We start from the raw sequence: 25,197 nt of genomic DNA on the forward strand, positions 1-25,197 counted from the left end.
CTTCCTTATTAATTAAGCACTAAAATGTGCATATAAAGCATAAATTGGTTGACCTTTGGATGAGAATTTTTCTTCATACTCAGTCATAATATTCTCTTCAGCCATTTTACTGTCATGTAAGTTTACTGAAACAAAGTCAAAATGCATCCCATAATTATTAAAACTTTGAACTGAATAATTGTAAAGTGATTGGTTATCAGTTTTGAATTCAATACCATGATTAGGTTTTAAGATTGTTCTGTAAACATCTAAGAATGATTTGTAAGTTAATCTTCTCTTTTCATGTTTTGTTTTTGGCCAAGGATCTGAAAAGTTTAAAAATACTTTTGAAACTGAATCTTCTGCGAAGTAGTCAGTCAAAGCTTCACCATTACCTAATAGCAATTGTAAGTTAGGTAATTTTTCTTCAAGTTGTTTTCTTAAAATCATGCCGATAGCTGCTTCTTGTATTTCAATAGCGACAAAATTAACATCTGGATGTTTTTTTGCTTGGTTAATAATAAATTGCCCTTTTCCTGAACCAACTTCAATATAAAGTGGTGCATCAGGATTTTCAAAACGGCTACTCCAATCAATCAATCCAGCTTCTGGACGATCTAAAATATAATTTGGATTTTGCTCAATCATATTACGTGTCCATGGTTTTCGTCTTAATCTCATGATATTCTCCTATTTTTTAGCTTTTAATTTCAATGATAAATATCCATAAGTAAATATTATAACAAAAATATTTACGGATACAATCGCAATCCAGACATTCAACATGACACCATACTTAATTAAGATACCAATAGATAGAATAATTGATTCTACTAAAAGCGCTTGTGTTAGTAATTTTTTGAAGTCTTGGAATTTACGACTAGGGTCAAATGGCATGACAAAGTACATCAAATGACGATCATATTGATTATACAATGGTAACAATTGATAACCCGTTAAAAATATGATAAAAATCCCCATAACTAAAGTGAACCAAACATTATCTAAAATCACCATCAAAATCAAAGCAAATGCAGTCATTCTAACGAGTAAGTTTAAATACTCGGGGTTTCTGATTAATGTTCGTTTGAATAAGAAAAATTGAGGGGCTTGTTTCTTTGGATTTTTGGTAAACCAGTTCAACGTAAAATCTAAGTATTTACGACGCTTAATTTTAGCAGTTCGTTCTTTAACATCTGTAAATAAGCTGTAAAAAGCATAGATGAATTCCTGACGACGTGATTCAAGCAAAACAGCTTGTCGCCAATCAAAACTAGCGTGTGTTGTATCTAGGCTCAATCGACTTAACACAAGACCGACAACAGCGACTAATAGCACTAAAGGTGAAAATACATAAAATGACCCAATTAGTGCCAGTAATATCACTGGTTGAACCCACGTAATCATTTTCAAATAGTTTTGAGAGATTGCAAATTGTTTTTTAGCTTGTAGCTCAATGTTTAATACCTTTGCGACCATTAATCCTAAAACAATTGCTATATAACCTATCAATGAAAATGACATTTTGAAATAAACTAACGGCAACAAGACAACTGAAACCAGCAAAATAAAAAATAGCGGTAAAGCTAAACTATATTGCTTAGCGGGTTTAAAGTAATCCATCATTTCATCATCTTTGGCCCATAAAAATTGTTGGTCAGCTTCATCTAAGAACGTTGCCAATTTTCCAAAAAGGTAAGGAATGAATAGAATCACACTGATAATCAAGCCATAAAACCATTGATTGTTGGGCAAGCGTTTCATAATGTCAGCATACCAAAATAGTAGTCCACCCATTCCAATTATTAACGCCAATAAGAAATGATCATTGAAAACCAGTTGTAAGTAGCGGAACTGCTTAACCAAATTTTTCTTTAATCGTGTTTGATATAAAGCCTTCATAACCTAACCTCTCTTCGCTAGTTGAGAATAAAGGTCTTCAAGACGACCATCGCTTAATTGATACTGTGCCTTAATATCGGATAACGTTCCATTTGACACTACCTGACCATCGTTTAAAACAATAAATCGATCAATTGCATCACGCGCAGTTGATAAGATATGAGTGGTTAATAGGACCATCTTACCTTCGGCTTTCTTTTCAGCAATCAAGGCTAATAAATCTTCAACCGCTAATGGGTCTAGTCCCGTAAAGGGCTCATCAATAATGAAGAGTGATGCATTAGTCATAAAAGCTGTTACAATCATTACTTTTTGCTTCATCCCTTTTGAAAAATTAACGGGTAACCAATCTAATTTATTATCTAGTCTAAATATTTTTAGTAACTTTTCGGCCCTATCAAATGCTTCATCATAATCTAAGTCGTAAGAAAAGATAGTCATTTCTAAATGCTCTTTTAAAGTTAGTTCTGAATAAAGTACTGGTGTTTCAGGCATTATCGCAATCTGTTTTTTGAATTGCTTCGTATCTTGCGCCATTGTTTGTTCATTTAATGTAATAGTTCCTGAAATTGGTTTCAAAATACCTAATATATGTTTAATAGCTGTTGATTTACCAGCACCGTTTAACCCAATTAGGCCAACCACTTCACCTGGGTTAATTTCAAAGGAAACGTCTTTGATAACAGGTACGCGGGCATAACCACCGGTGACCTGATTTAATTTTAGTGACATAATATTCTCCTAATCTAAATGAAAAAATCTATATATTATGATAGCATGAAAATAAAAACAACGTAGAATTTAGAGGTAAATAATATGGAAAACAACTGCATTTTTTGTAAAATCATAAACAATGAGATCCCAAGTTACACTATTTTTGAAAATGATGACGTCAAAGCTTTCTTAGATATTTCACAAACAACACCCGGACACACACTTGTGATTCCTAAAAAACACCGCGAATCATTATTATCTTTTGATGAAGAAGATGCAAAAGATGTCTTTCAATATATTCCAGAAATTGCGCGTGCCATCAAAGCATCAAACCCTGACATCAAAGGTATTAACCTATTGAATAATAATGGTGAAGTTGCTTATCAATCCGTCTTCCACGCTCACATTCACTTGATTCCACGTTACAGTGAACAAGATGATTTTAGCATTCATTTTTCTGAAAACCAAAGCCACTATACACCGGAAAAATACGAAGAATTAGCTGAATCTATTAAAAAACAATTTTAATCAGTCTATTAAGGGAGAAAAATAATGAAAAACTTTTTATTAGGTGGTCTACTAGGTGCAGCAGCCGGTGTTCTACTAGCCAATACGAAAAACAAAAATACGGGTAACACTTTTGGTGAAGATTTTGCTGACGGTGTCAAAGAAACTGGCCAAGACTTTGATCATATCAATCAAGAACGCGAAAAAATTCAACAAAATCTAAACTATCTTCAAACTGAAGGTATGAAAACCATCGAAAAATTCGGCGATGATCTTAGCCAAGAAGTTGAAGAATTTAATTACTACGCTGAACCTCATATTGCCCGACTTCAACAAAAAGTACGAGACCTAGAGTCTAAACTAGAAAATGACAAATAATCAAATAAAGTTTGACAGATTTATGAATTTTTTTAAATTTGATATCATGTCAGTATAAATTATGCTATATTCTAACTGGCGCAACAAATTAAGTAAGGATGTGTAACGATATAATGAAAAGTTATATGAAAAAAATTGTAGCGGGAGCAGGAGTTGCAGCAATGTCACTAACACTTGTGGCTTGTTCTTCATCTTCTGACAAAACCGTAGCCAACTATTCAGGTGGTAAAATCACACAAGATGACTTTTACAACCAACTAAAAACTAGCCAAAGTGGTAAATCAACTTTAGCTAACATGATTATCCAAGGTGCTTTAGAAAACCAATATGGTTCAAAAGTATCTGAACAAAACGTTAACGATGAATATTCAAAATATGGTAGCCAATACGGCTCAAACTTCTCATTAATTTTACAATCTAATGGTTATACAGAAGCAACATTCAAGAAGAGCTTAAGAACTAACTTGTTAATTGAAGCTGCTATGAAAGACCTTAAACAAATTTCATCTGAAGATGAACAAAAAGCTTGGGAAAGTTACCAACCAAAAGTGACTGTACAACACATTTTAGTAAGTGACGAAAATACTGCTAAACAAATTATTGCTGACCTAAACAGTGGTAAAAACTTTGATGAGTTAGCAAAACAATACTCAACAGATACAGCAACTAAAGATAATGGTGGTAAATTGCCTGAATTTGATAATACAGATACTTCTTTAGATGCAACATTCAAAGAAGCTGCATTCAAATTACAAACTAACCAATACACAACTGAGCCTGTTAAGACTCAATACGGTTACCACATTATCAAAATGGCTAATAACCCTGGTAAAGGTGAACTAAAAGATCACAAATCAGATATCGATAACCAAATCTATGAATCATGGATGAAAGATACTTCAGTTATGCAAAACGTTATTTCAACAGTCTTAACAAAAGCTAACCCAAGTATTAAAGATAAAGATTTAAGTGATGCATTAGCTGCTTACATTCAATCAGCAAGTTCATCTACAGATCTTTCAAGTTCTGCAAGTGAAGGCTCACAAAGCCAAGCTACTGAATCTTCAACAGAACAACCGCAAAGTAGTGAAGTTTCTTCACAATCTTAATCAGATAAATAAAAAACTCCGGAAATTCCGGAGTTTTTTTATTTGCGATAATAAGGTTTATATAATTTTCTGTTTTCTAAGGCAAAAATACGACCTGTAAATTCACCTGGACTAATCTGTTTTAAAGATTCAGTCATCATATTCATTGACGCATCAAATTCATCAATTCGATGCAAGACTTCTGCTTCAATAATTTGAGGTCTCACCGGCGAACCGTATTCTTTCAATCCATGGTGTGACAATACTAAATGTCTAAGCAATAAAAATGACTCTGCTTCTTCATTAATTTCAAGTGTTTGTGCTGCTTTTACGACTTCTTCATCAATTAAAGCAATATGACCAATCAAATTACCTTCCAAGGTATAGTCTGTTGAAACCGGACCTGATAACTCAATTGTCTTAGCTAAGTCATGCAAGATAATACCTGAATACAACAACTCTTTATTAATCCCTTCATAGATGCTTAACACATTATGCGCTAAATCAAGCATGGACACTGTATGAAAAGCTAGTCCTCCTGCAAATGCGTGATGATTAGTTTTAGCAGCAGGATAGTCAAAGAATTCTTTGTGATATTTATCGACTAAATAATTAACAATTGCATGCCATACTGGATGTGTAATTTCATTTTGATAGTAACTCATTTTATCTAATAAGCTATCTGAAGAAACAGGTGCTTGTTTAACAAATTGTGAAACTTCATACCCTTCTTCTTTCATGACTGGTCGCAAACTGTAAATTCTAATTTGTGGGTTGTTTTGGTAAGTTTCACGTCTACCATTCACCTCGACGATTTCACCCGCCTGGTACAAATTCACATCTTCATTTGAAGCATCCCAGTATTTACCACTAATCTCACCGGAACTATCTTCAAAGACGATGGCTAAAAATTGCTTGCCATTCTTTGCGACACGAACATCTACCTGCTTAAGCAGTACGATGGTGTCCATTTCTTCTCCATTTTGGTATTCCATTAATTTTTTTGTAAACAACCGCTTCTTCTCCTTTAATTAAGTTCAATAATAGTTTGATTCTCAAATAATGCTTTAATTTCTTTTCTTGCTGTAAAAATAAATACTTGGTTGTATTTCGTTATCTCGTTCAATAACTGCTGTATCATTTCGATTCTTTGATCATCAAAGTTAACAAAAGCATCATCAATGATGATAGGTAAACTAATCATATCACTAATTTGTTCAATAAAGGCAAACTTCAATGCAAAATATAACTGTTCAGCTGTTCCTCGAGATAATTCACTTACAGCAAATTTTTGATTATCTTTAGTGATAACCTGAATACTATTTTTAGTGAATTTTATACGATGGTAATGCCCAACAGTCAAAATTTCAAAATACTTTTGACTGCGTTCAATCATATTAGGAAATCGATTAGCACTTGCAACATCGAGCATTTTCATAATAACTTCTGCTGTTAAATCCTGTGTGAGCCACTCTTTAATTAACTGATCAATCTTTTCTTTTTGTAACGCGATTTGCTGTTTCAAATCAAAAATGCCCTGATCATTAGCTAATAAATCTTGTTTGGCTGTTAAGGTCGCAATCGTTTTTTGAACTGTAATTTGTTGTTGCTTAAGTTCTTCGTAGTGTTGCTCTTTTGAGTCAAATGTTTGATCTTGACGCTGTTTATTTTCTTTATAGTGCTGAACATCATCCCATAACGGCCCAATTTCTTTTTTGATTGCATTCAAGCGAACATTATCTTCTTGGGCTTGAATATGACTTTGGTAAGCTTTTTCAAAGTCTTCAATAGACTCAAACTGGTTTTGTACCAGAATTTGGTTTAGTTCTGCTTGAACAGATTGATGTTGATTTTGTAATAACTCCAGATTGTTTAATTTTAATTCTCGAGCATTTTCTTGTTGTTTCAAATCAGATTGTTGCTGTTGTAATTGCGTAATAGTTGCTCTAAGTGACTCAAACTGTAAAATATCAGGCTCTAACCCAAGTTCTGTCATAAACGCTGTAATCTGACGACTTTGAGTTAGCATTTCTTGCTTATCTTGTTCAATTTGAGCGGTTAGGCGTTTAAAGTAAGTTCGTTTTTCAAATGCCTCTTTTAGCCCATTAATTGTTGAAGAGTCGCTAAATTGGTACTCATTAAGGTAATCATTAAATACTTTTTGCTGAGCTTGTACTTTTTTCTCTTGAGCACCACGGCCGTTATTTTTAAAATGAACAATTATAAAAATAGTCGCAATGACTGCCAAAATAAAAGCTGCTCCAGGATTAATAAACAATCCTACAATCGTAGCAAAGTAACCCAAAATCCCAATAATTAGGCTCGTTTGACTCGTTTGCTTGATATCAGGTTTATTTTCAAAAGCGGCAAGTTTTTGCTGTGCTTGTTGCACCTGATCATCTGCTAATTGAGCCACTGTTTTAATTTGTGGCGTGTAATCAATGATTGAATCTAAATCATTTTCTTTTTGATTAACAGATCCTTCTAATCGTTTAAATTCTTGATAATGATAATGAATATCAGGCCATTGATTTAAATAAGTTTGACTATCATCATGACCGTCAGCCTTGGTCAATTCTAAATCTTGCTTGGCTTGATTAATTTGTGAATTTAACTGATTCAATGTTAATTTTAGCTCTTGAACTTTTTGATAGTCCGCATTTTTGAAGCCTTTTTGACTAATATCAACACGTTGTTCCAGCTTATGATAATCTTCAAGCAATGAGAATTTCTCTTTGATTTGTTTTTGGTGAGACAACGTATCAACTAATTGATCAGACTGTTGCTGTAGCTCATTTAATCTTGCTTGATTTTCTTCAAGTTGTCCTTGATAGAGCTGATAAGTTTTGAATTCTGCGTTTTTTTCTTGTAATGTCTCAGTCAGTTCATGATACTTTGCCATTTCTTGATTAAGCGGTTGCTTTCGCCCTCTTGGTCGATAAATATCTGCTGCGTCTTTAGCTTTTTCTCGACTTAATTGCAACCACTGTTTGCTGTTAGTCACACCCAAGTAGTAAATTTGCTGCATAAGTTCTTCTTCACTCACACCATAGATATTTTGCAGCGTATCTTGATTAAAAACAAAATTTTGCTGATAAAATAGTTCGTTGATGTCTTTAACCTGACTAAAGAATGTATGGGCTGGCACTTCTTGACCATCTTTAAAAACAGAAAAATCACCTTCTGTTTTTTTATTAAGATAACGCGTCAGCACATATTGGCTCTTTCCATCTGAAAAAGTGATTTCTCCTCCAAAAAGACTCGGCATGGGCGAGGGATGGTATTGCTTTTTCTTAGTGGTCTTATTAGGAAAGCCAAACATAATTTGACCTACAAAAGCTGCTAATGTACTTTTACCGGCTTCATTTTCGCCATAAAAAACCGTTTGATTAGTTGTAAAATCAAAAACCTTATCCGAAAATTTTCCGAAATTTTTGATCTTAATTTGTTCAATTCTCACGTTCTTCACCCCTTGTCACAGCTTCATTCAATTCAAGCTGTACCAATTGTTGTAATTGCTCAACCAAATCATCTGGTTGATTCAATAACTGTTCAACTGGTAAATATTTCTTTAGCAGTGGTCGTAATTTGTCCGAAACCACTGCTTGATTTAATAGACTTGATGTTGCTTCTTCAAAATAAGCCTCATCAATCGCCGTCATTTTTATTTTGTGATTAACTTCAAGTTCAACATCATACAATACGACACCGTAATCTGTTTTTTGAGATAGCTCATCTAAAAAGCTAGTTTGATTCAATACTTCTTTGGCATTAAGTGACAGAAATTGACTATTTTGAATAACTAATTTAACCATGTTCATTTGCTGTGCGTCAATTTTTGCAATAGCTTGTTCAATTTTTGTTTGTAGCGCTTGAATTCCAACTTCTTCTGATAGATTCACTACTAATTTATTGAAAATAATCTGGCTAGTTTCAATAAATGTTAATTCAGTTTCAAAACTTTGGTCATCCACCGTTACTAAATAACAACCTTTTTGGCCAGGCTCATTAATGTGACGGCCTTGCAAGTTCCCACTATAAACAACCCACGGATTTTGACTCAAAATTTCTCTCTTATGAATGTGACCTAAAGCATAATAATGGTAATTCTTCTGGATTAAATCTGTCATTTCAAATGGCGCATAATTATCCTGACTAGCATCAAACGTTGCTAATGCACCATGTATCATTCCGATTGTATAATGTCGAGGCACCACTTCTGGAAACTCATGTACGATGTTTTGCGTAATATGGTTTTGTGCGTAGCTGAATCCAACAACGTCTACAACTACGCCACTTTTAGTTGTTATATTTTTTGTTTGCATCCCTGATTTGAACACCACAACATTATCTGAATAATCAAAAGCATAGTTTTCAGCTTGATAATAATCATGATTCCCAAAAGTTAAGAAAACAGTGATACCCACTTGATTTAATCGTTCAAACTGCTCTGCCACAAATTTTTGTGCATGCAATGACGGACTCGGACCGTCAAATGTATCGCCTACTACTAAAACAAAGTCTACTTTGTTCTCAATAGCTTGATCAATAGCTGTTTCAAAAGCTAGGTAAGTTGAATCATAAACTGATTGCCATAATTTTTTTGGTAAATAGGACAAGCCTTTAAACGGACTATCTAAGTGCGCATCTGCAATATGTAAAAATTTCATTTTTACCCCCCTTTTTCGGATAAAAAAAAAACGGAACGTATTATTCCGTTTTTTCAATATTTCTAATTATTTAAATCGTGGTAAAGTTCATCCATTGATTTTGAAACAGCACTGTTAATATCTTGGAATAATTGTTGCATGCTTTGTTCTTTACTCATTAAGTCAACGATTTCTGGTGTTTTTTCCATTTGTTGACCTAATTCGTTTGCTTTAGCCATGTCTTCTTGTGTCAATTCTTGACCTGACATTTGCTTAGCTTGTAAATCTTTTTGGATGCTGTTCACATCTTTAAATAATTTAAACGCTTCTTCATTTTGTGATAATGTTTCGTATGAAGCTTGTAAATCTTTGTATTCTGAAGTTTCTTTTAGCTCTGCTGCTAATTGATTAATTGTGTCGTAAATGTTCACTATTAAGTCTCCTATTTTCTAATATTAATTAAGGCATTACCTTATCTCTGATACCATTGTACCATTGACCCAATGTTTGACCAACACCATCGAAAACATTTTGGACACTTTTTGTTAAATCATCGACCCAACTTGTTGAATTGCCTTGTACATCTTGCTCAGAAACCAATTGTTGAGCGTTTTTTTCACTAAATGAGGTTCTATCTGTATATGGTAAAACACTTTGAGATAGTTGTTTAAATAAATAAGATATCTGGGTCTCACTGGTTCCACTTAAATAATGCGTATCGTCAGGCCTATCAAAACCAATCCAGCTCACTAGAACAATATCAGGTGTATAACCAATAATCCATTGATCATTAGCTCTTGTTGTCCCATCACTCAATTTAACTTCTGTTGTCCCTGTTTTTCCAGCCATGCGATAACCAGAAGGTTTAGCTGACTTACCTGTTCCATTATCAAATACGTTCAATAATAGGCTCGTCATTTGTTTTGAAATCTCAGGTGTCATAATCTGATGAGTTGTTAGCTGCGTATTATCAATTAAAACTTTATCGTCATTGCCAACTACTTTTTTGACCGCATGAACTTGATCAGGTAGCTGACCTTCATTTGCAAAAGCACTGTAAGCTCTCGCCATATCTAATAATGAGACACCTGACTGCAATCCACCTAGCGCCAACGCTAAGTTCTGATCTGCAGTATCTAAATTAATCCCAAAATTTTTAACAGACTGAATCCCTTGGTTTAAGCCAATTTGATTCAGCAACCACACTGCTGGTGCATTTTTACTTTGCGCCAGTGCTTGATATAGCGGCACTTCTTCTGAATATTGGTTATCAACATTTTTAGGGGTGTAGTTATCTGAACCATAAGATTGTAATTTATCTTGTAGCTTAGAATCAATTTGATAGCCATTTTGTAGAGCAGGTGTATAAACTGCCAATGGCTTCATTGTCGAACCCGGCTGGCGCTTCATCTGGATTGCACGGTTAAAATCACTCTTACCACGACTTCCTACAACACCTAAAACAGCGCCGGTCTTAGGATCCATCGCAAGTCCTGCACCTTCTACTTTTTGATTGTCAGCAGCATTATTGGGGAATAGACTATCATTTTTATAAGTTTTTTTCATGTTACTTTGAACATTATAATCAAGATACGTATAAATACTTAAATTGCGTGTTGCAATGTCATTATAGTCCCAATTATTTTGGGTTTTAAGCTCTTGAAGTACTGCTTGGTTATAATCTGAAAAAGCACTTTGATAAGCTTGATAGCGGTCTGTTACAACCATTGCTTTATTTTGGAAGTTTTGAAGCTGATCAGCTGAAATAACGTTATTTTTTGCCATTAATTCTAAAACAAGGTTACGACGATTAATCGCGTTTTCTTTTGAATCAATGGGATTATAGTAATTTGGTCCTTTTAGCATCCCCGCAATTGTCGCAGCTTCAGCAACTGTTAAGTCACTAGCGTTTTTTCCAAAATATTTCAAGGAAGCATCTTGAACGCCATAAACACCATTACCAAAGTAAGAGGTGTTCAAATACATCTCTAGAATCTGATCTTTAGAGTAATCCTTTTCTAGCTGGACTGCATAAAAGAACTCTTTTATTTTCCGCCAGAAAGTTTGATCTTGTGTTAAAAAACTATTCTTGGCTAATTGCTGTGTTACAGTCGAACCACCTTGTGTCACCATACCTTTAGTGACTAGGCTCAGTCCAGCTCTTGCCATCGAAGTTAAACTAAATCCGCGATGACTATAAAAGTTCTTATCTTCTGTTGAAATAACAGCATCCTTTAAGTAAGGTGAAATTTTATCTATTTTAGTATAATCACCACGATTGTATGATATTTCGCCAATTTTATTATTACTTTGATCATAGATTGTTGTCACTGACTTCAAAGAATCTCCCAATTGGCCAACTGGTGTCAGTTTAACTAATGCTGTACAATAAAAAGAAATCATCAGTGTGATAGTCAATCCTGCTAAGATAAACCACCGCACGAATTGAAAACGGTGATTAGCTCTTTTTAAACGACTCAGACCTGATTTAATCAAGTCTAATAGTCTGATGGCATAACTTTCCATGACATCCTCCTATCTTTTCCTCGATATTTTAGCACAAAATTACCACAATTCTTGTTTTTTTAACGAAAGGTATAAAAAATTTAAAGATGTCTTTACCAAATAAACGTACACTAATTTTACCGCAATCCTTTACACCCTGCACAATTCGAGAACTTCTAACGCAATTGTATATTCCTAAAAAATGGCAACATTTTTTACGAATTGAAAAAGCGGTCACCGTCAACGGTAGCTACAAACCTATTAATTCTACCGTATCTCATGGTGATACAATCAGTTTAGAATTCACACAAGTTGAAAGCGCTCAAACTTACCTGCCTAGTCAAAATTTGCCTGATATTGTTTACGAGAATGCCGATATTATTATTATTAATAAACCAGCTGGACAAAAAACTCACCCTAACCGTCCTGATGAGAATAACACCGCAATGAATGATGTTGAATACTATCTTAATCAAACTAACGAGCATGTTTATATGATTCATCGTTTAGATATGTGGACAAGCGGCCTTTTGCTACTAGCTAAGAATCCGGTTGTTGTCCCTGTCTTAAATCGTCAGTTGGCTTTAAAAATAATGAAGCGCTTTTATTTAGCAACCGTCAGAAAGTCTCATTCTATTGTAGATAAAGGTACTATTTCAGATCCGATTGGACTAGATGAATCAGATAAGAGAAAAAGAAAAGTTAGGTCCGATGGACTCCCTTCTGTTACCCACTTTTCAGTTATTAGTCAAACAAGTTCACTTGCAAAACTTAAACTAGATTTAGAAACTGGTCGTACTCATCAAATTCGTGTCCACCTTAGTCACCACGACATGCCTATTATTAATGATCCGCTTTATGATTCACTAGCCGATCCTACTGAAGTCATGGCTTTAGAAGCTTTTCAGATTGAATTGATTCAACCATTTTCATTTGAAAAACTAACTGTTAATTTATCGGATTAAAAAAGCAGCCCTTAACGGGCTGCTTTTTAATTGAGTTTCAGAAATCCTTCTTTTAACTTTTTAGCTTCCTCTTCGTCTGCACAATAACAAACAATTGTATCGTAACCAGCTAGACTAGCCACAAGTTCTGGATAGCCATGATTATCAATCAAAGCACTCAAAACGTTAGCAGAGTTAGGATTACATTTAACAATAACTGTAAATTGAATCTGCAAAACATCTTGTACGTTATTAGTAAAAACTTCTTTCAACTGTGTTAAGTCATCAATTTCTTGCGTTCCTGAGACAACATAAGACATTTGACTATCATCTTGAATTAGTTTAATAATCCCTAATTCTTTCATATCACGTGATAAAGTTGCTTGGGTAATTGTAATCCCTTTATCATTTAAGTGATCCATTAGTTCGGATTGCGTTTGAATATGATGACTTTTAAGTATCTTCAGCAATTCATCTTGTCTTCGTTTCTTTTGTTTCATTTTTTACATTTCCTTTGGAGCGTTGACACCTAGTAAACGTAGCGATTCTGTTAAAACAACACTAGTTGCTTCAACTAAGGCTAGCCTTGCATTTAGGTGCTCATCCTCATCTAAAATACGTTGGTTGGCATAATATTTGTTAAACAATTGTGCTAAATTAATCGCATATTTAGCAATAATTGATGGTTCATATTTTTCAGCTGCACGTTGAACAATTTCATTGAATTTCAATAATTCTTTGGCAACTTCAAATGAATAATCGTCAGTTAATTCGAGTTGAGAAGGTGTTGCGTCAACAGTATGGTTGGCTTTTCTTAAAATACTTTGTGCACGTGCATTTGTATATTGTACATATGGACCAGTATCTCCTTCAAAACGAACGACTTCTTCTAAATTAAAGTCAAAGTTATCTAAACGATCATTTCTTAAATCGTGGAAAATAACTGCCCCTACCCCAACTTCGTGAGCAACTTGCTCTTTGTTAGGCAGGTTAGGATTCTTTTCATCGATTTGTGCTTTAGCTAATCTTACAGCATCGGCTAAAACTTCTTCAAGTAAAATAATGTTACCTTTACGAGTTGACAGTTTTTTACCGCCTGATGTGATTAAACCAAATGGAACATGGCGGATATCGTCAGACCAATCGTACCCCATTTTACCTAAAACTGCTTTCAACTGTCTAAAGTGTTCACTTTGTTCGTTTCCAACAACATAAAGTGATTCAGCAAAGTCATAAGTATTTTTACGATAAATAGCCGCAGCTAAATCACGTGTCATGTAAAGTGTAGCACCATCTGATTTTTGGATTAGTGCTGGTGATAAGTCTAAATCGTCAAGATCAACAATTTGAGCACCTTGAGATTCTTGAAGTAGGTCTTTTTCTTTTAATTCCTCTACAACAGCATCCATCTTGTCATTATAGAAAGCTTCACCATTGTAAGAATCAAAAGTTACCCCTAAGATATCATAAACACGTTGGAATTCTTTTAGTGATTCTTCTCTAAACCAGCGCCATAATTTTAAAGCTTCTTCGTCATTATCTTCTAGCTTTTTGAACCATAGACGTGCTTCATCATCTAATTCTGGATGTTTTTCTGCTTCTTCGTGGAACTCAACATAGTATTTCAACAAGTTATTAATAGGGTCTTGTCTGACTTCGTCTTCATTACCCCATTTTTTATAAGCCACAATTAATTTACCAAATTGTGTTCCCCAATCACCTAAGTGATTAATTTTGATTGGGTCAAAACCAACTTTATCTAAAATCAACGAAATTGAGTTACCAATAACTGTTGATCTCAAATGTCCCATAGACATTGGTTTTGCAATATTAGGTGAAGACATATCAATTGTGACATTACCTTTAGATTCACTTTGACTTGCATATTGGTCGCCTTTTGCCAAAATTGTAGAAACAACGGCAGATGTTAGTTCATCATGTTTGATGAAGAAGTTTACATATGGGCCGACAGCTTCAATCTTGGCAAAGTCATCACCTTGTAAGTCTTTTGCTAAGTCTAAGGCAATTTGTTGAGGGGCTCTTTTTTCAATTTTAGCTAAACTGAAAGCTGGAAAAGCATAATCACCTAAATGAGAATACTTAGGTCTTTCGATTAGTTTTTCAATTGTTTGACCATCTAATTTGTCTTGCAAAACAGTTTGCAAGCTTTTAACAACACGTTCTTTGAAATTCATACTTTTATATTCCTCCTATAAATAAAAAAACTCTTCCACAACGACTGTTGTGAAAGAGACGAGAAAATTCCCGTGGTACCACTCTAATTGATGCTTTAGCATCCACTTTACATACTTGATTTAGTTTGCTCTAAAGTGCGACAGGATCAATTATTTGTTATCTCTCACCAACATAACTCGCTTTATAAATAAAATTTAATCCGTATTCTTTAGTAATTCCAATTACAAAATTTTACACGAATTTTTTTTGGTTTTCAAGTTTTTTATTATCTAATCATTATTTCCTAGGAGTTGAAGAATGGATAGATAAATATTGATAAAGTCCATATATAGCGTTAGGGCAAACAACGAACTCACACCTTCGATATCGCTGTGTGAAATTCTTTCATAGCGTCTTACTAGTTGATTAGTATCAAAAATAGTATAAAGACTGAACAAAACAAGTATTGCGATGTTAATCATCAAGCTCACAACTGTTGTGCCTATGAATAGGCTAAATAATGATAACACTATCACACCAATTAATGTAATGAATAATCCTTTTTGCCAGCTAATTAAATCTTTTTCAGTTGTTAATCCAAAACGAGCTAGTGCTAAGAATAAGCCACTTGTAACTAAGAATGATGCGCCTATTGTTCCTAATGAAAAATAAGAAAAAATATACGATAGAAATAGCCCATTTAATCCGGCTAATCCATAAAATAATTTTGTACCGCGCTTATCTTGACGATTTTGGATTGATCTTTGAACTTGCGAGATTAACGCAAACATCAAAACCATTACAATAATCGCACCTGTTAATGAACGTGAAAATTTAGCAAAAATACCAGCAAAAGCGTAATTACCAACAAAAGCTGTAATCGCTGTAATCAAAACGGCTAATGCTACTTTTTGAAAAGTCTTATTAAGTAACTGTCTCGTGTTGTTTGGCTTTGTTTGTTCATGAGTAATAATGTGATCCATATAGAGTCCCTCCATGTTAATTTATTGTGTCTTTAATTGTATCAGACTTTGATTTTATTAGCATTCAATCTTAAGACTCTCTTAAGAACTACCAGGTTAAATCTGATTTTTAATTTAAGTGTATCTTTAGTAGAATAGAAGTAATTACAAAGTTAGAGGAGTTCTTTTGATGGAAGAAATAACAATTGATAGTTTAACTCAAACAATCAAAAAAAGGGAAACTCATAGTCATAAAGGCAGTTATGGACGATTGCTACTTATCGGGGGAAATTATAATTATGGTGGTGCTATTACAATGGCTGCCAAGGCAGCTGTTTATGCAGGTGCTGGACTTGTTAGTGTAGCCACACACTCTATCAATTTGCCTGCTCTACACGCTAACGTTCCAGAGGCAATGTTTGTTGATTGGCGTGATCAAAAAACGTTAGTACAACTGATTAGACAAGTTGATGTTGTTGTTTTGGGTCCAGGACTAGGACAAGATGACTACGCTAAAAAGCTAATGATGCTCGTCAAAGAAACAATTTCAAGCAATCAAACTATTGTTTTAGATGCTGATGCGCTAAACAATATTGCCCAAAACACAGCCTTAACTCCTAGAAACGCTAAAAAAATCATCATGACTCCTCATCAAGTTGAATGGCAACGCTTAACAGGACTCAAAGTTGAGTTTCAAGATGAAAAAGCTAACCAAACTTACCTACAATATATTGCTAAAAATCTTACTGTTGTCTTAAAGTCCGAAAAAACAGCCGTATTTGAAAGTGAACATGAGCCTCATTTCATCGATATTGGAACCCCTGCTATGGCAACTGGTGGTATGGGCGATACGTTAGCTGGCATTATTGCCGCATTTGTTGGCCAATTTGGCGAAGCAGCCGATACAATCTATGCGGCAGTCTATCTGCACAGCTTTATTGCGAATCATTTGAGCAAATCAAATTATGTTGTCCTACCTTCAAAGCTTATTGATGAAATCCCACATTTTATGAGTCGTTACAGTCAAAAATAAAAAAGAGCTACTAAAAGTAGCTCTTTTTTATTGCTCAATATCTAAAATTGTGTCAAATACTTTTTGCGGTAATTCTATATGATCTTGTGTAGCCTTTCGCTTATTAAGATTTTGACGTCTAAGTAAAGACTGTTTTTTTGAAATACTAGATTGCTGCCCTGTTGCTGCATTTTTTCGCAAAGGCGGAACGTCAATTCTGGCCACTACTTTACCCTCAACGTAGCCTTGTACAGGCATTGGATAAAGTCGGCGCGGAATTGTATATTTTAATTTATGGACAATGTCTTGCGCCATTTGATAGCTATTTGACCGATGCGTGACAAAAGTTAATGAGTCAACATTGGTATAGTTCACATCAATCGTCAACTTGACTACATCGGACTCACGCTTATCTGCCAGCACAGTATCAAATGTTGCATAACCTTGTGTGACTGTTTTTAATTTGCCGAAAAAATTAAAGGCTATTTCAGCAATTGGAAATTCATAATGAAGTGTTACCAACTGCTGGCTATTATCTAAACTAACCAATAATCCTCGATAATGATTACTTAAATCAATCACCTTATTCATGTAAACTTGTGGAATTGTAATTTGTGCTTTTTCAAATGGTTCCTTAACGGACTTTACCTCTGAAAAATCTGGAAATTTAGCTGGATTAGTCACATTTTGAATAGAGCCGTCCTTCAGCTGTACTTCATAATTAACATTAGGGGCTGTTGTAATAACCGAAATATTAAAGTCTTGAACTAGCCTTTCTCTAATAATCTGCAAATGAAATAGTCCTAAAAAACCACAGTGAAATCCTGCACCTAAAGCTTCAGATACAATCTCTGTATATTGCAGTGATGAATCTGTTAGTATAATCTTTTCCATCGCAAGCTTTAGTTCTTGGTAATCAGAATTGTTTGGATAAATCCCTGCAAAAACAACGGGTGTAATCGGTTGATATCCTGGAATTGGCGTTTGAGTTTTGCGTTTGGTAGCCGTTATTGTATCTCCCACACGTAAACCTTGCGGGTCTTTGATGCCGGTCGCAATATAACCTATTTCACCAGCATTTAAAGTCTTAACCTTCTTTAATTCAGGAACAAATGTCCCTACTTCTTTAGCTTGAAAAGCAGTATTTTGCGCCATCAAAGTTAAGGATTCTTGGGCAGATACTTGTCCATTAAACAAGCGAACATGAGCTATGATACCCTGATACATATCGTACTGAGAATCAAATACTAAAGCCTTCAGTGGTTGATTATCTCCTTCACTAACAGGCGCAGGTAGCTGTGTCACAATAGCTTCAAGCAAGTCGGTAATATTCAAACCACTTTTAGCTGAAATTTTTAAGATTGTTTTTTCAAGTAAAGAGTCATCCAATTCATAAATTTGATTTTCACACCGGTCAATTTGGGCATTGTCACTATCAATTTTATTGATAACAGGTATTACCGGCAGGTTTTGACTTTTGGCAATTTGGTAGTTAGCAATCGTCTGCGCCTTAACCCCTTCTGTGGCATCAACTAATAATATGACACCATCACTTGCAGATAAACTTTTCGAAACTTCGTACGTAAAGTCGACATGTCCAGGTGTATCAATTAAATTTAGTTGATAATCATGGCCATCCTTAGCATGGTATAAATTACGTACGGTTTTTGATTTCACTGTCACACCGTGAGCTTTTTCAACTGCCATATCATCCAATAGCTGTGCTTCGTCATGTCGAAAATCAAATGTATCTGTCAATTTCATAATTTGATCGGATAATGTCGATTTACCGTGATCAATATGTGCAATAATCGCAAAGTTTCTAATATATTTTCTATCCAATTCTATACTCCTAACTAATTTAAAACTGAGTCTAAATAAGCTGCAAAGGTTTCAATTGAATCATGATATATATTAACTTTGAAATCTGCAAAACTTTTGGTTAGAGGTTCTGTTTGAAAATAATCTAAGTCAGACAAATTAATTAGCCCACTAATAATACTGCTTTGAATAATAAATAGTTTATTAGCTTGATTTAAGCTAATATCAGGGACTATTTGCTGAACGAGTTGTGCTAGTTCTTCATGAATCTCATATAGTTTTTTACGTTCAAAAATTGTTTGTTCACGTGAAGCTTTATTCTCAAGTACGGGGCCTCTAAGTGAGTTTAATTTGATTAAAGTTAAATGATTATCAATCAAATCTTGAGTTGATTCAATCAAAAACGCTTTCAACTGATCTTTGTTTTTTGGGTTTTGCTGTTTAATTTTGATGATTAACTGATTAAAAAAATCTTGATACCCTACTAGAAGCAAGTGCATAAATATATTTTCTTTAGTTTTATAGTAATTAAATAAACTCCCTTTTGAAATACCTGCTTTTTGTGCAATTTCATTCATCGAAATATCAGCAAAGTCTCTCGTTTTAAAAAGTTCTAGTGTCACAGATGAGATAGCTTGTGCTTTCAATTCTTTTTTTCGCGTTACTTTTTGTGTCATCTAATCACCTCTTTCACAATTATTGACCATCGGTCATTTTTTGTCAATGACCGATTTTTTTATCTAATCAAAAAGGCGAGGACCCGTTGAGATCCTCGCCTTTTTATTTTATTTTGTTTTAAGCATTATGAGTTCTTCATCAGTTAAATCACGATACTCGCCCGGTTTTAAATTCTCATCTAATTGAAGCTGCCCAATTTGTAACCGATGCAACTGAAGTACTGGCTTTTTCACTTGTTCAAACATTCGTTTAACTTGATGATATTTACCTTCATGAATAGTTACTTCAATTACAGATTGACTTTGTGGCAACAATTCAACTGTTTTAACTTTCGCAGGTTGTGCTGTAAAGTCTTTAAATCGCATCCCTTGACCAAATAGTTCCTTATCGGATTCAGTTAGTTGACCATCAATCTTAGCTTGATAAATTTTAGGTACTTTTTTGTTAGGATGAATAATTTCATGGACGAACTGCCCATCATCAGTCACAACTAACAATCCGGTCGTATCTTTATCCAATCGACCTGCTGCTACCAACTTTTCAACATGAACTTCATCTTGAAAATAATGTAAAAAAGTTCGATGCTTAGCATCTTGTGTAGCCGTAATCACTCCCGCTGGCTTATTAAACATAAAATAGCGGTCTGCTAGAGCTGAGACAACTTGATTATCGACTTTAACTTGATCAGTCTCTGTTAACTTTTGGTTGGGTGACTTTACCACCTCATCGTTAACTTTAACTTGCTTTTGCTTAATTAATTTTTTTACTTCTGCTCTGGTACCAATACCACTATTGGCCAAAAATCGATCTAAACGTATCATGATATCTTCAATCTTCTCCTAATACCTTCTACTTTTGAACCGATAATACGGTCAGCTAATCTTGTTTTAAGTACTAAGTAACCGTAAATAACAGCCCCCACAATAACACTGACTGCAAAGACCAACAAGTAGCCTAATTTGCCATCTGGACGCATTAGCCAAATCAACCCAGACTCAACAAGTTTTGTAGGAATAAACATGAGTACTGAAAACAGAACAATCCCTGCAAAACGTCGCTTAGTTCTTTCACCACTATAACGAAATCTGACTTTTAAGTGATGTAGCATTAACCATGATGTTATGCTCATTCCTATTCCCGTTGCAACTAAAGGGCCATAAATTTTGAATAATGCAATTAATGGATACTGTAAGACTAACTTAATTACAATTCCAACTATTAAATACAAAATAGCTAACCTATTTCTTGAAAGTCCCTGTAAAATTGCAGCTAAAATAGTAAATAATCCTAAAGCAATAGCTACAAAAGATGACAGGTACAACACACTAATACCTAAAGCATCGTAGTTATAGAAGACACTATATAAAGAAGTTGCTACTGCAGCCATTCCAAAGCTACTTGGAATCATAACGAATAAAAATAATTCTAACGTGTCACCAATATGTGCTGTGATTTCTGGAAAGTTTTTTCTAGCATGAGCACCCGATAATAATGGAATCGCAGTCACAGCCATAGCAGTAGCCAATGAAATTGTAATCATAATTAGCTTGTTGGCATTTAACCCGAATAAGGCATACCAACTATCTAATTGATCAGTTGAAACTTTCACAAAAGTCCCCATAAATTGATTGAATGTGTATTGATCAATTAGTTGGAATAACGTGATTCCTGAGTCAATAATAATAAAGGGAATCGATTGTCGAACAATTTCTTTGAATAACTTCCCAGTAGAGACACTGATTGCATTATCACTATTGAGTACAAGGTAATCCATTTGTGATTTCTTTTTGTAGTAGTAGAAAATTAACAATGCTAGTCCTGCTAAGGCACCTACAGCTGCCGCAAAAGTTGAATGCGTAACTGCTAACACATAATCGCCACTACTATGTAATTTCATAATAATGTACGTTGCACCCAACATATAAATCACGCGGAATAGCTGCTCTACAAACTGAGACAGTGCCGCTGGCGCCATATCATTGTACCCTTGGAAATACCCACGGATTAAGCTCATAACTGGGATTAGCAATAACGCAGCAGATAAGCTTTGCATAACCTGAATTTGACGCGGATCATCTCCTGCTAATAATGGCGAAAAATAATACATCGCAATAGTTGAGATAACTCCCAACCCAAGCATCAACATGATGCCTCGATGAAATAACTTTCGCCCAACACCATACTCATTTAAAGCATTATAATGAGCAACTTGTTTGGCAATAGCTCCTGGTATTCCAGCAGTTGAAATAATGATGAATAAGCTATAAATATTATAACTTCTTGCCGTCAGTGCATTGGCGATATTGCCATGACTACCCATCCAGGCAAACCAAGGAATAATATAAAGTGCTCCTAAAATACGTGAAAAGATAGAGCCCATCGTCATCCAAGCAGACCCTTTTAAAAGTGTGTTCTTTGACGTGGTTTGATTTTGATTATTTTCTTGCATATTGATTCCTTACTTAGATATTTTGATATATCTCTATAATATCAAAAAGCACTTTATAAAAAGTGCTTTTTGCGTAATTTATATAAAATTTTAAATCACAATATTCACAATCTTTTGTGGAACCACAATAACTTTGCGAATTTCCTTTGAACCAATTTGAGCTTGAATAGCTTCATCAGCAAGTGCTTGTTTTTCTACTTCTTCTTTTGAAGCTTCAACTGATACTTGCATCTTGCTCTTTAGTTTACCATTAATTTGAATAATCATTTCAACTGTATCTTCTACTAGTTTAGATTCATCAAATGTTGGCCATGGTTCATAGCTAATACTATCATTATGGCCAAGTACTTGCCAGATTTCTTCCATCATGTGTGGTGCAAGTGGTGCCAGTAATTTAACGAACCCTTCAGTCATTTCGCGGTTAATTGCTTTGGCTTTATTTGCTTCGTTAACAAATACCATCATTTGTGAAATAGCTGTGTTAAAGTGAAGTGCTTCAAAGTCTTCTGTCACTTTTTTAACAGTTTGGTTGTAAATTTTATCCAAATCTTCTGTTGGTGTTTCCACAACTTTATCGGATAATTCATGTGTTTCTTCATTAACAATTAAACGCCATACACGATCTAGGAAACGACGAGTTGAGTTTGGACCATCAGCTGCCCAGCTTGTTGAAGCATCCAAAGGACCCATAAACATTTCGTACAATCTTAAGGCATCTGCACCATATTCTTGTACAACATCATCAGGGTTTACACCGTTTCCTTTTGATTTAGACATTTTTTCGTGGTTAGCGCCCAAAATCAATCCTTGGTTAAATAATTTTTGGAATGGTTCTGGAGTTGGGACAACACCGATATCGTATAAGAATTTATGCCAGAATCTTGCATATAGTAAGTGAAGAACGGCGTGTTCTGCCCCACCAATATATAAATCAACAGGTAACCATTGTTTTAGTTTTTCTGGATCAGCAATTTTTTCATCGTTATGTGGATCAATGTATCTCAAGTAGTACCACGAACTACCCGCCCATTGTGGCATTGTATTGGTTTCACGACGACCTTTACGACCGTTTTCATCCACCACATTCAACCAATCTTCAATACGTGCAAGCGGTGATTCTCCTGTTCCAGATGGCTTAATATCTGATGTTTTAGGAAGTGTCAATGGTAATTCTTCTTCAGGGACTAGAGTTGTTTCGCCATCTTCCCAGTGAATAACAGGAATGGGTTCACCCCAGTAACGTTGACGTGAAAATGTCCAGTCACGTAATTTGTAGTTAACTTTACGTTCACCAGCTTTATTTTCTTCTAACCAGTCAATCATTTTTGCAATAGCTTCTGCTTTATCTAGACCATTTAAGAAGTCTGAATTAATATGCTTACCATCTTCAGTATAAGCAGCTTCTGTAATGTCGCCACCTTCAACAACTTCTTTGAATGGTAAATCAAATTTTTGAGCAAATTCAAAATCACGTTCGTCGTGAGCGGGAACTGCCATAACAGCACCTGTTCCGTAGCTTACTAGTACATAATCAGCAATCCAAATTGGTAATTTTTCACCATTTACGGGGTTAATGGCATAAGCACCTGTAAATACCCCTGTTTTTTCTGGATTTAAATCTGTTCTATCTAAGTTACTCTTCAATGCTGTTTGTTTAATATATTCATCAACAGCTGATTTTTGTTCAGACTTTGTAATTTGTTCAACTAATTTATGTTCAGGTGCTAACACCACGTAACTTGCACCAAATAATGTATCAGGTCTAGTTGTGAAAACACTGAAATCTTTATCAGTTTCATCAATTGCAAATTTAACTTGAGCACCAGTTGATTTTCCAATCCAGTTACGTTGCATTTCTTTAATATTTTCTGGCCAATCAACTAAGTCTAAGTCTTCAAGTAATCGTTCAGCATAAGCTGTGATTCTCAACATCCATTGACGCATTGGTTTACGATAAACTGGGAATCCACCACGTTCAGTTTTTCCGTCGATAACCTCTTCGTTAGCCACAACAGTTCCTAAATCTGGACTCCAGTTAACTGCAACTTCATCTTCATAGGCTAGACCTTTTTTGTAAAGTTGTTCAAAAATCCATTGTGTCCATTTGTAGTATTTTGGATCTGTTGTTTTGATTTCTCTATCCCAGTCATAAGAAAATCCTAGTGAATTGATTTGTTTTCTAAAACGTTCGATATTTTCATCAGTAAATTCTGCTGGATCATGACCAGTGTCTAATGCATATTGTTCAGCTGGTAACCCAAAAGCGTCCCATCCCATAGGGTGTAAGACATTGTACCCTTGTGCACGTTTCATTCTTGACACAACATCAGTCGCTGTATATCCTTCAGGGTGTCCAACGTGAAGCCCCTTAGCTGACGGATATGGAAACATATCTAGCGCATAAAAATTTTCTTTTGATGAATCAGTTGTTGTTTTGAATGTTTTGTTTTTTAGCCAATAATCTTGCCATTTTTTTTCGATATTCAAATGTTCGTAAGTCATCTATTGTTCCTCCTAAATAAAAAAAGTCCTATGATTAATAATCATAGGACGAGTTAATTTCGCGGTACCACCTAAGTTTTGCACACTAATCGTGCAACACCTCAATGTCTTTAACGCTGACTAGACGTGCAAATCAAAAGCAATCAGTAAGTTCATTACGGTAACTATATGCTCGCATCACCCGCATACTTTCTGCTCAGTTACTAAAATAATTACTACTCTGAAATAATTTGCGATATAATAACTATACTTTATCACATCGTAAAAAAAAAACAAGGAGTCATTTATGATTTTTAATTCAAAGTCTTTCAAAAATAGATGGTTCTATTTAGGTATTGCTAGTCTTTTTATTTTTATTATCTGGCTAATACTCGTCATAAACCATACTGGATTCATTTTAAAAAGTGATACATTGTTTACCCGTCTATTGCAAAATCAATTTACTTACCACTATCAAAACTTAGTCATTGCCATTACCTTACTAGGCAATCCAGTGCCAATGATGACAATTAGTGCCCTAACTTTTGGCTTTTTATTTTATCAAAGAAAATACCATTTAGGCCTATTTATGGCCGGTTCTGGTTTCAGCATTTTATTAAGTAATCTGTTACTAAAAGAATGGATTGCGCGCCCTAGACCTTCTGCTTTGCATCTTGTTAATGCTAGTGGTTTTTCTTTTCCTAGTGGACATGCAATGAATAGCTTATTTCTTTTTGGGGTTTTTTATTTAATTTATAAACCCTATATCCCACAAAAATTACAATTTATTTTCAAAACTATTTGTCTTTTAATTCCCTTACTTATCGGACTTAGCCGAGTAGTTGTTGGTGTTCATTACCCTTCAGATGTAATCGGCGGATTTTTATTAGCAATTGTTGGTCTTTCCATTTTTTATACTTGTTTAACGAGCAAAAAAAGACTCTCTTAAAATT

At 34.6% G+C, this 25,197-nt stretch carries 22 protein-coding genes; 6 read left to right on the forward strand and 16 right to left on the reverse strand.

The window, feature by feature from the left end:
• Nucleotides 1-12: 12 nt before the first annotated feature.
• Genes trmB through JNUCC80_RS04055 form a run of 3 tightly spaced genes read right to left on the reverse strand, consistent with a single transcriptional unit; the run spans nt 13 to nt 2,613 of the window.
• On the reverse strand, nt 13-660 hold the full coding sequence (gene trmB, locus JNUCC80_RS04045; protein ID WP_454144294.1) for a tRNA (guanosine(46)-N7)-methyltransferase TrmB: 648 nt from the start codon (nt 658-660) through the stop codon (nt 13-15).
• Between the two features lie 9 nt (nt 661-669).
• Entirely contained in the window at nt 670-1,881 is a 1,212-nt protein-coding gene (locus JNUCC80_RS04050) for an ABC transporter permease (protein ID WP_454152647.1), read from the reverse strand.
• A 3-nt stretch (nt 1,882-1,884) separates the two neighbouring features.
• A complete protein-coding gene (locus JNUCC80_RS04055) occupies nt 1,885-2,613 on the reverse strand; it encodes an ABC transporter ATP-binding protein (RefSeq protein ID WP_454144290.1) in 729 nt (242 codons plus the stop codon).
• A gap of 84 nt (nt 2,614-2,697) precedes the next feature.
• Here JNUCC80_RS04055 and JNUCC80_RS04060 point away from each other — a divergent pair, with 84 nt between their 5' ends.
• The 3 genes from JNUCC80_RS04060 to JNUCC80_RS04070 all read left to right on the forward strand — a co-directional run bounded on the left by JNUCC80_RS04060 (nt 2,698) and on the right by JNUCC80_RS04070 (nt 4,589).
• Nucleotides 2,698-3,123 (forward strand): HIT family protein, encoded by a 426-nt coding sequence (locus tag JNUCC80_RS04060; RefSeq protein WP_454144288.1) that lies wholly within the window; start codon nt 2,698-2,700, stop codon nt 3,121-3,123.
• 24 nt (nt 3,124-3,147) lie between these two features.
• A complete protein-coding gene (locus JNUCC80_RS04065; protein ID WP_454144286.1) occupies nt 3,148-3,480 on the forward strand; it encodes a hypothetical protein in 333 nt (110 codons plus the stop codon).
• A 113-nt stretch (nt 3,481-3,593) separates the two neighbouring features.
• Complete coding sequence (locus JNUCC80_RS04070) at nt 3,594-4,589, forward strand: peptidylprolyl isomerase PrsA (RefSeq protein ID WP_454152648.1); 996 nt, start codon at nt 3,594-3,596, stop codon at nt 4,587-4,589.
• A gap of 38 nt (nt 4,590-4,627) precedes the next feature.
• Here the strand turns inward: JNUCC80_RS04070 and JNUCC80_RS04075 are convergent, their stop codons facing one another.
• The 5 genes from JNUCC80_RS04075 to JNUCC80_RS04095 form a co-directional block, all read right to left on the reverse strand.
• Complete coding sequence (locus tag JNUCC80_RS04075; RefSeq protein ID WP_454144684.1) at nt 4,628-5,563, reverse strand: 3'-5' exoribonuclease YhaM family protein; 936 nt, start codon at nt 5,561-5,563, stop codon at nt 4,628-4,630.
• Between the two features lie 32 nt (nt 5,564-5,595).
• On the reverse strand, nt 5,596-8,028 hold the full coding sequence (locus JNUCC80_RS04080; RefSeq protein WP_454152649.1) for an AAA family ATPase: 2,433 nt from the start codon (nt 8,026-8,028) through the stop codon (nt 5,596-5,598).
• Nucleotides 8,018-9,238, reverse strand: a complete 1,221-nt coding sequence (locus tag JNUCC80_RS04085) for a metallophosphoesterase family protein (protein WP_454152650.1) — start codon at nt 9,236-9,238, stop codon at nt 8,018-8,020. Before JNUCC80_RS04085 ends, JNUCC80_RS04080 begins: the two co-directional genes overlap by 11 nt.
• 62 nt (nt 9,239-9,300) lie before the next feature.
• Nucleotides 9,301-9,648, reverse strand: a complete 348-nt coding sequence (locus JNUCC80_RS04090) for a YlbF family regulator (protein ID WP_454144278.1) — start codon at nt 9,646-9,648, stop codon at nt 9,301-9,303.
• 28 nt (nt 9,649-9,676) lie between these two features.
• Entirely contained in the window at nt 9,677-11,743 is a 2,067-nt protein-coding gene (locus tag JNUCC80_RS04095) for a transglycosylase domain-containing protein (protein WP_454152651.1), read from the reverse strand.
• An 86-nt stretch (nt 11,744-11,829) separates the two neighbouring features.
• On the opposite strand from JNUCC80_RS04095, the gene JNUCC80_RS04100 reads away from it, so the two are divergent.
• A complete protein-coding gene (locus JNUCC80_RS04100) occupies nt 11,830-12,687 on the forward strand; it encodes an RluA family pseudouridine synthase (protein ID WP_454152652.1) in 858 nt (285 codons plus the stop codon).
• A gap of 26 nt (nt 12,688-12,713) precedes the next feature.
• Here JNUCC80_RS04100 and JNUCC80_RS04105 read toward each other — a convergent pair whose 3' ends face one another.
• From JNUCC80_RS04105 to JNUCC80_RS04115, 3 genes are all read right to left on the reverse strand, one after another.
• Nucleotides 12,714-13,166 (reverse strand): arginine repressor, encoded by a 453-nt coding sequence (locus JNUCC80_RS04105; protein ID WP_454152653.1) that lies wholly within the window; start codon nt 13,164-13,166, stop codon nt 12,714-12,716.
• Between the two features lie 3 nt (nt 13,167-13,169).
• Nucleotides 13,170-14,861 (reverse strand): arginine--tRNA ligase, encoded by a 1,692-nt coding sequence (gene argS, locus JNUCC80_RS04110; protein ID WP_454152654.1) that lies wholly within the window; start codon nt 14,859-14,861, stop codon nt 13,170-13,172.
• Nucleotides 14,862-15,131: 270 nt separating this feature from the next.
• Nucleotides 15,132-15,824, reverse strand: coding sequence for a Bax inhibitor-1/YccA family protein (locus tag JNUCC80_RS04115; RefSeq protein WP_454152655.1), 693 nt, complete (start codon nt 15,822-15,824; stop codon nt 15,132-15,134).
• 169 nt (nt 15,825-15,993) lie between these two features.
• On the opposite strand from JNUCC80_RS04115, the gene JNUCC80_RS04120 reads away from it, so the two are divergent.
• Nucleotides 15,994-16,836 carry an NAD(P)H-hydrate dehydratase gene (locus JNUCC80_RS04120; RefSeq protein ID WP_454152656.1) on the forward strand — a complete coding sequence of 281 codons (843 nt, stop codon included), beginning with the start codon at nt 15,994-15,996 and terminating at the stop codon, nt 16,834-16,836.
• 27 nt (nt 16,837-16,863) lie between these two features.
• Here the strand turns inward: JNUCC80_RS04120 and lepA are convergent, their stop codons facing one another.
• From lepA to leuS, 5 genes are all read right to left on the reverse strand, one after another.
• Entirely contained in the window at nt 16,864-18,657 is a 1,794-nt protein-coding gene (gene lepA, locus JNUCC80_RS04125; RefSeq protein ID WP_454152657.1) for a translation elongation factor 4, read from the reverse strand.
• 14 nt (nt 18,658-18,671) lie between these two features.
• Nucleotides 18,672-19,313, reverse strand: a complete 642-nt coding sequence (locus JNUCC80_RS04130; protein ID WP_454152658.1) for a TetR/AcrR family transcriptional regulator — start codon at nt 19,311-19,313, stop codon at nt 18,672-18,674.
• Between the two features lie 108 nt (nt 19,314-19,421).
• Nucleotides 19,422-20,135 (reverse strand): pseudouridine synthase, encoded by a 714-nt coding sequence (locus JNUCC80_RS04135; protein WP_454152659.1) that lies wholly within the window; start codon nt 20,133-20,135, stop codon nt 19,422-19,424.
• Nucleotides 20,132-21,763 (reverse strand): putative polysaccharide biosynthesis protein, encoded by a 1,632-nt coding sequence (locus JNUCC80_RS04140; RefSeq protein ID WP_454152660.1) that lies wholly within the window; start codon nt 21,761-21,763, stop codon nt 20,132-20,134. The genes JNUCC80_RS04135 and JNUCC80_RS04140 overlap by 4 nt, the downstream gene beginning before the upstream one ends.
• A 90-nt stretch (nt 21,764-21,853) precedes the next feature.
• Nucleotides 21,854-24,265, reverse strand: a complete 2,412-nt coding sequence (leuS, locus tag JNUCC80_RS04145) for a leucine--tRNA ligase (protein ID WP_454152661.1) — start codon at nt 24,263-24,265, stop codon at nt 21,854-21,856.
• Nucleotides 24,266-24,551: 286 nt separating this feature from the next.
• On the opposite strand from leuS, the gene JNUCC80_RS04150 reads away from it, so the two are divergent.
• Nucleotides 24,552-25,193, forward strand: a complete 642-nt coding sequence (locus JNUCC80_RS04150) for a phosphatase PAP2 family protein (protein ID WP_454152662.1) — start codon at nt 24,552-24,554, stop codon at nt 25,191-25,193.
• Nucleotides 25,194-25,197: the final 4 nt, after the last annotated feature.

It is taken from the genome of Holzapfeliella sp. JNUCC 80 (assembly GCF_053667655.1).

Excerpts from the sequence above, each read along its gene's own strand:
- JNUCC80_RS04130 (WP_454152658.1), bottom strand. The coding sequence starts at position 19,313 with ATGACACAAAAAGTAACGCGAAAAAAAGAATTGAAAGCACAAGCTATC.
- JNUCC80_RS04105 (WP_454152653.1), bottom strand. The coding sequence starts at position 13,166 with ATGAAACAAAAGAAACGAAGACAAGATGAATTGCTGAAGATACTTAAA.
- argS (WP_454152654.1), bottom strand. The coding sequence starts at position 14,861 with ATGAATTTCAAAGAACGTGTTGTTAAAAGCTTGCAAACTGTTTTGCAA.
- JNUCC80_RS04055 (WP_454144290.1), bottom strand. The coding sequence starts at position 2,613 with ATGTCACTAAAATTAAATCAGGTCACCGGTGGTTATGCCCGCGTACCT.
- JNUCC80_RS04085 (WP_454152650.1), bottom strand. The coding sequence starts at position 9,238 with ATGAAATTTTTACATATTGCAGATGCGCACTTAGATAGTCCGTTTAAA.
- JNUCC80_RS04140 (WP_454152660.1), bottom strand. The coding sequence starts at position 21,763 with ATGCAAGAAAATAATCAAAATCAAACCACGTCAAAGAACACACTTTTA.
- JNUCC80_RS04095 (WP_454152651.1), bottom strand. The coding sequence starts at position 11,743 with ATGGAAAGTTATGCCATCAGACTATTAGACTTGATTAAATCAGGTCTG.
- JNUCC80_RS04070 (WP_454152648.1), top strand. The coding sequence starts at position 3,594 with ATGAAAAGTTATATGAAAAAAATTGTAGCGGGAGCAGGAGTTGCAGCA.
- JNUCC80_RS04075 (WP_454144684.1), bottom strand. The coding sequence starts at position 5,563 with ATGGAATACCAAAATGGAGAAGAAATGGACACCATCGTACTGCTTAAG.
- leuS (WP_454152661.1), bottom strand. The coding sequence starts at position 24,265 with ATGACTTACGAACATTTGAATATCGAAAAAAAATGGCAAGATTATTGG.
- JNUCC80_RS04120 (WP_454152656.1), top strand. The coding sequence starts at position 15,994 with ATGGAAGAAATAACAATTGATAGTTTAACTCAAACAATCAAAAAAAGG.
- JNUCC80_RS04115 (WP_454152655.1), bottom strand. The coding sequence starts at position 15,824 with ATGGATCACATTATTACTCATGAACAAACAAAGCCAAACAACACGAGA.
- JNUCC80_RS04100 (WP_454152652.1), top strand. The coding sequence starts at position 11,830 with ATGTCTTTACCAAATAAACGTACACTAATTTTACCGCAATCCTTTACA.
- JNUCC80_RS04060 (WP_454144288.1), top strand. The coding sequence starts at position 2,698 with ATGGAAAACAACTGCATTTTTTGTAAAATCATAAACAATGAGATCCCA.
- JNUCC80_RS04050 (WP_454152647.1), bottom strand. The coding sequence starts at position 1,881 with ATGAAGGCTTTATATCAAACACGATTAAAGAAAAATTTGGTTAAGCAG.
- trmB (WP_454144294.1), bottom strand. The coding sequence starts at position 660 with ATGAGATTAAGACGAAAACCATGGACACGTAATATGATTGAGCAAAAT.
- JNUCC80_RS04135 (WP_454152659.1), bottom strand. The coding sequence starts at position 20,135 with ATGATACGTTTAGATCGATTTTTGGCCAATAGTGGTATTGGTACCAGA.
- JNUCC80_RS04150 (WP_454152662.1), top strand. The coding sequence starts at position 24,552 with ATGATTTTTAATTCAAAGTCTTTCAAAAATAGATGGTTCTATTTAGGT.
- JNUCC80_RS04065 (WP_454144286.1), top strand. The coding sequence starts at position 3,148 with ATGAAAAACTTTTTATTAGGTGGTCTACTAGGTGCAGCAGCCGGTGTT.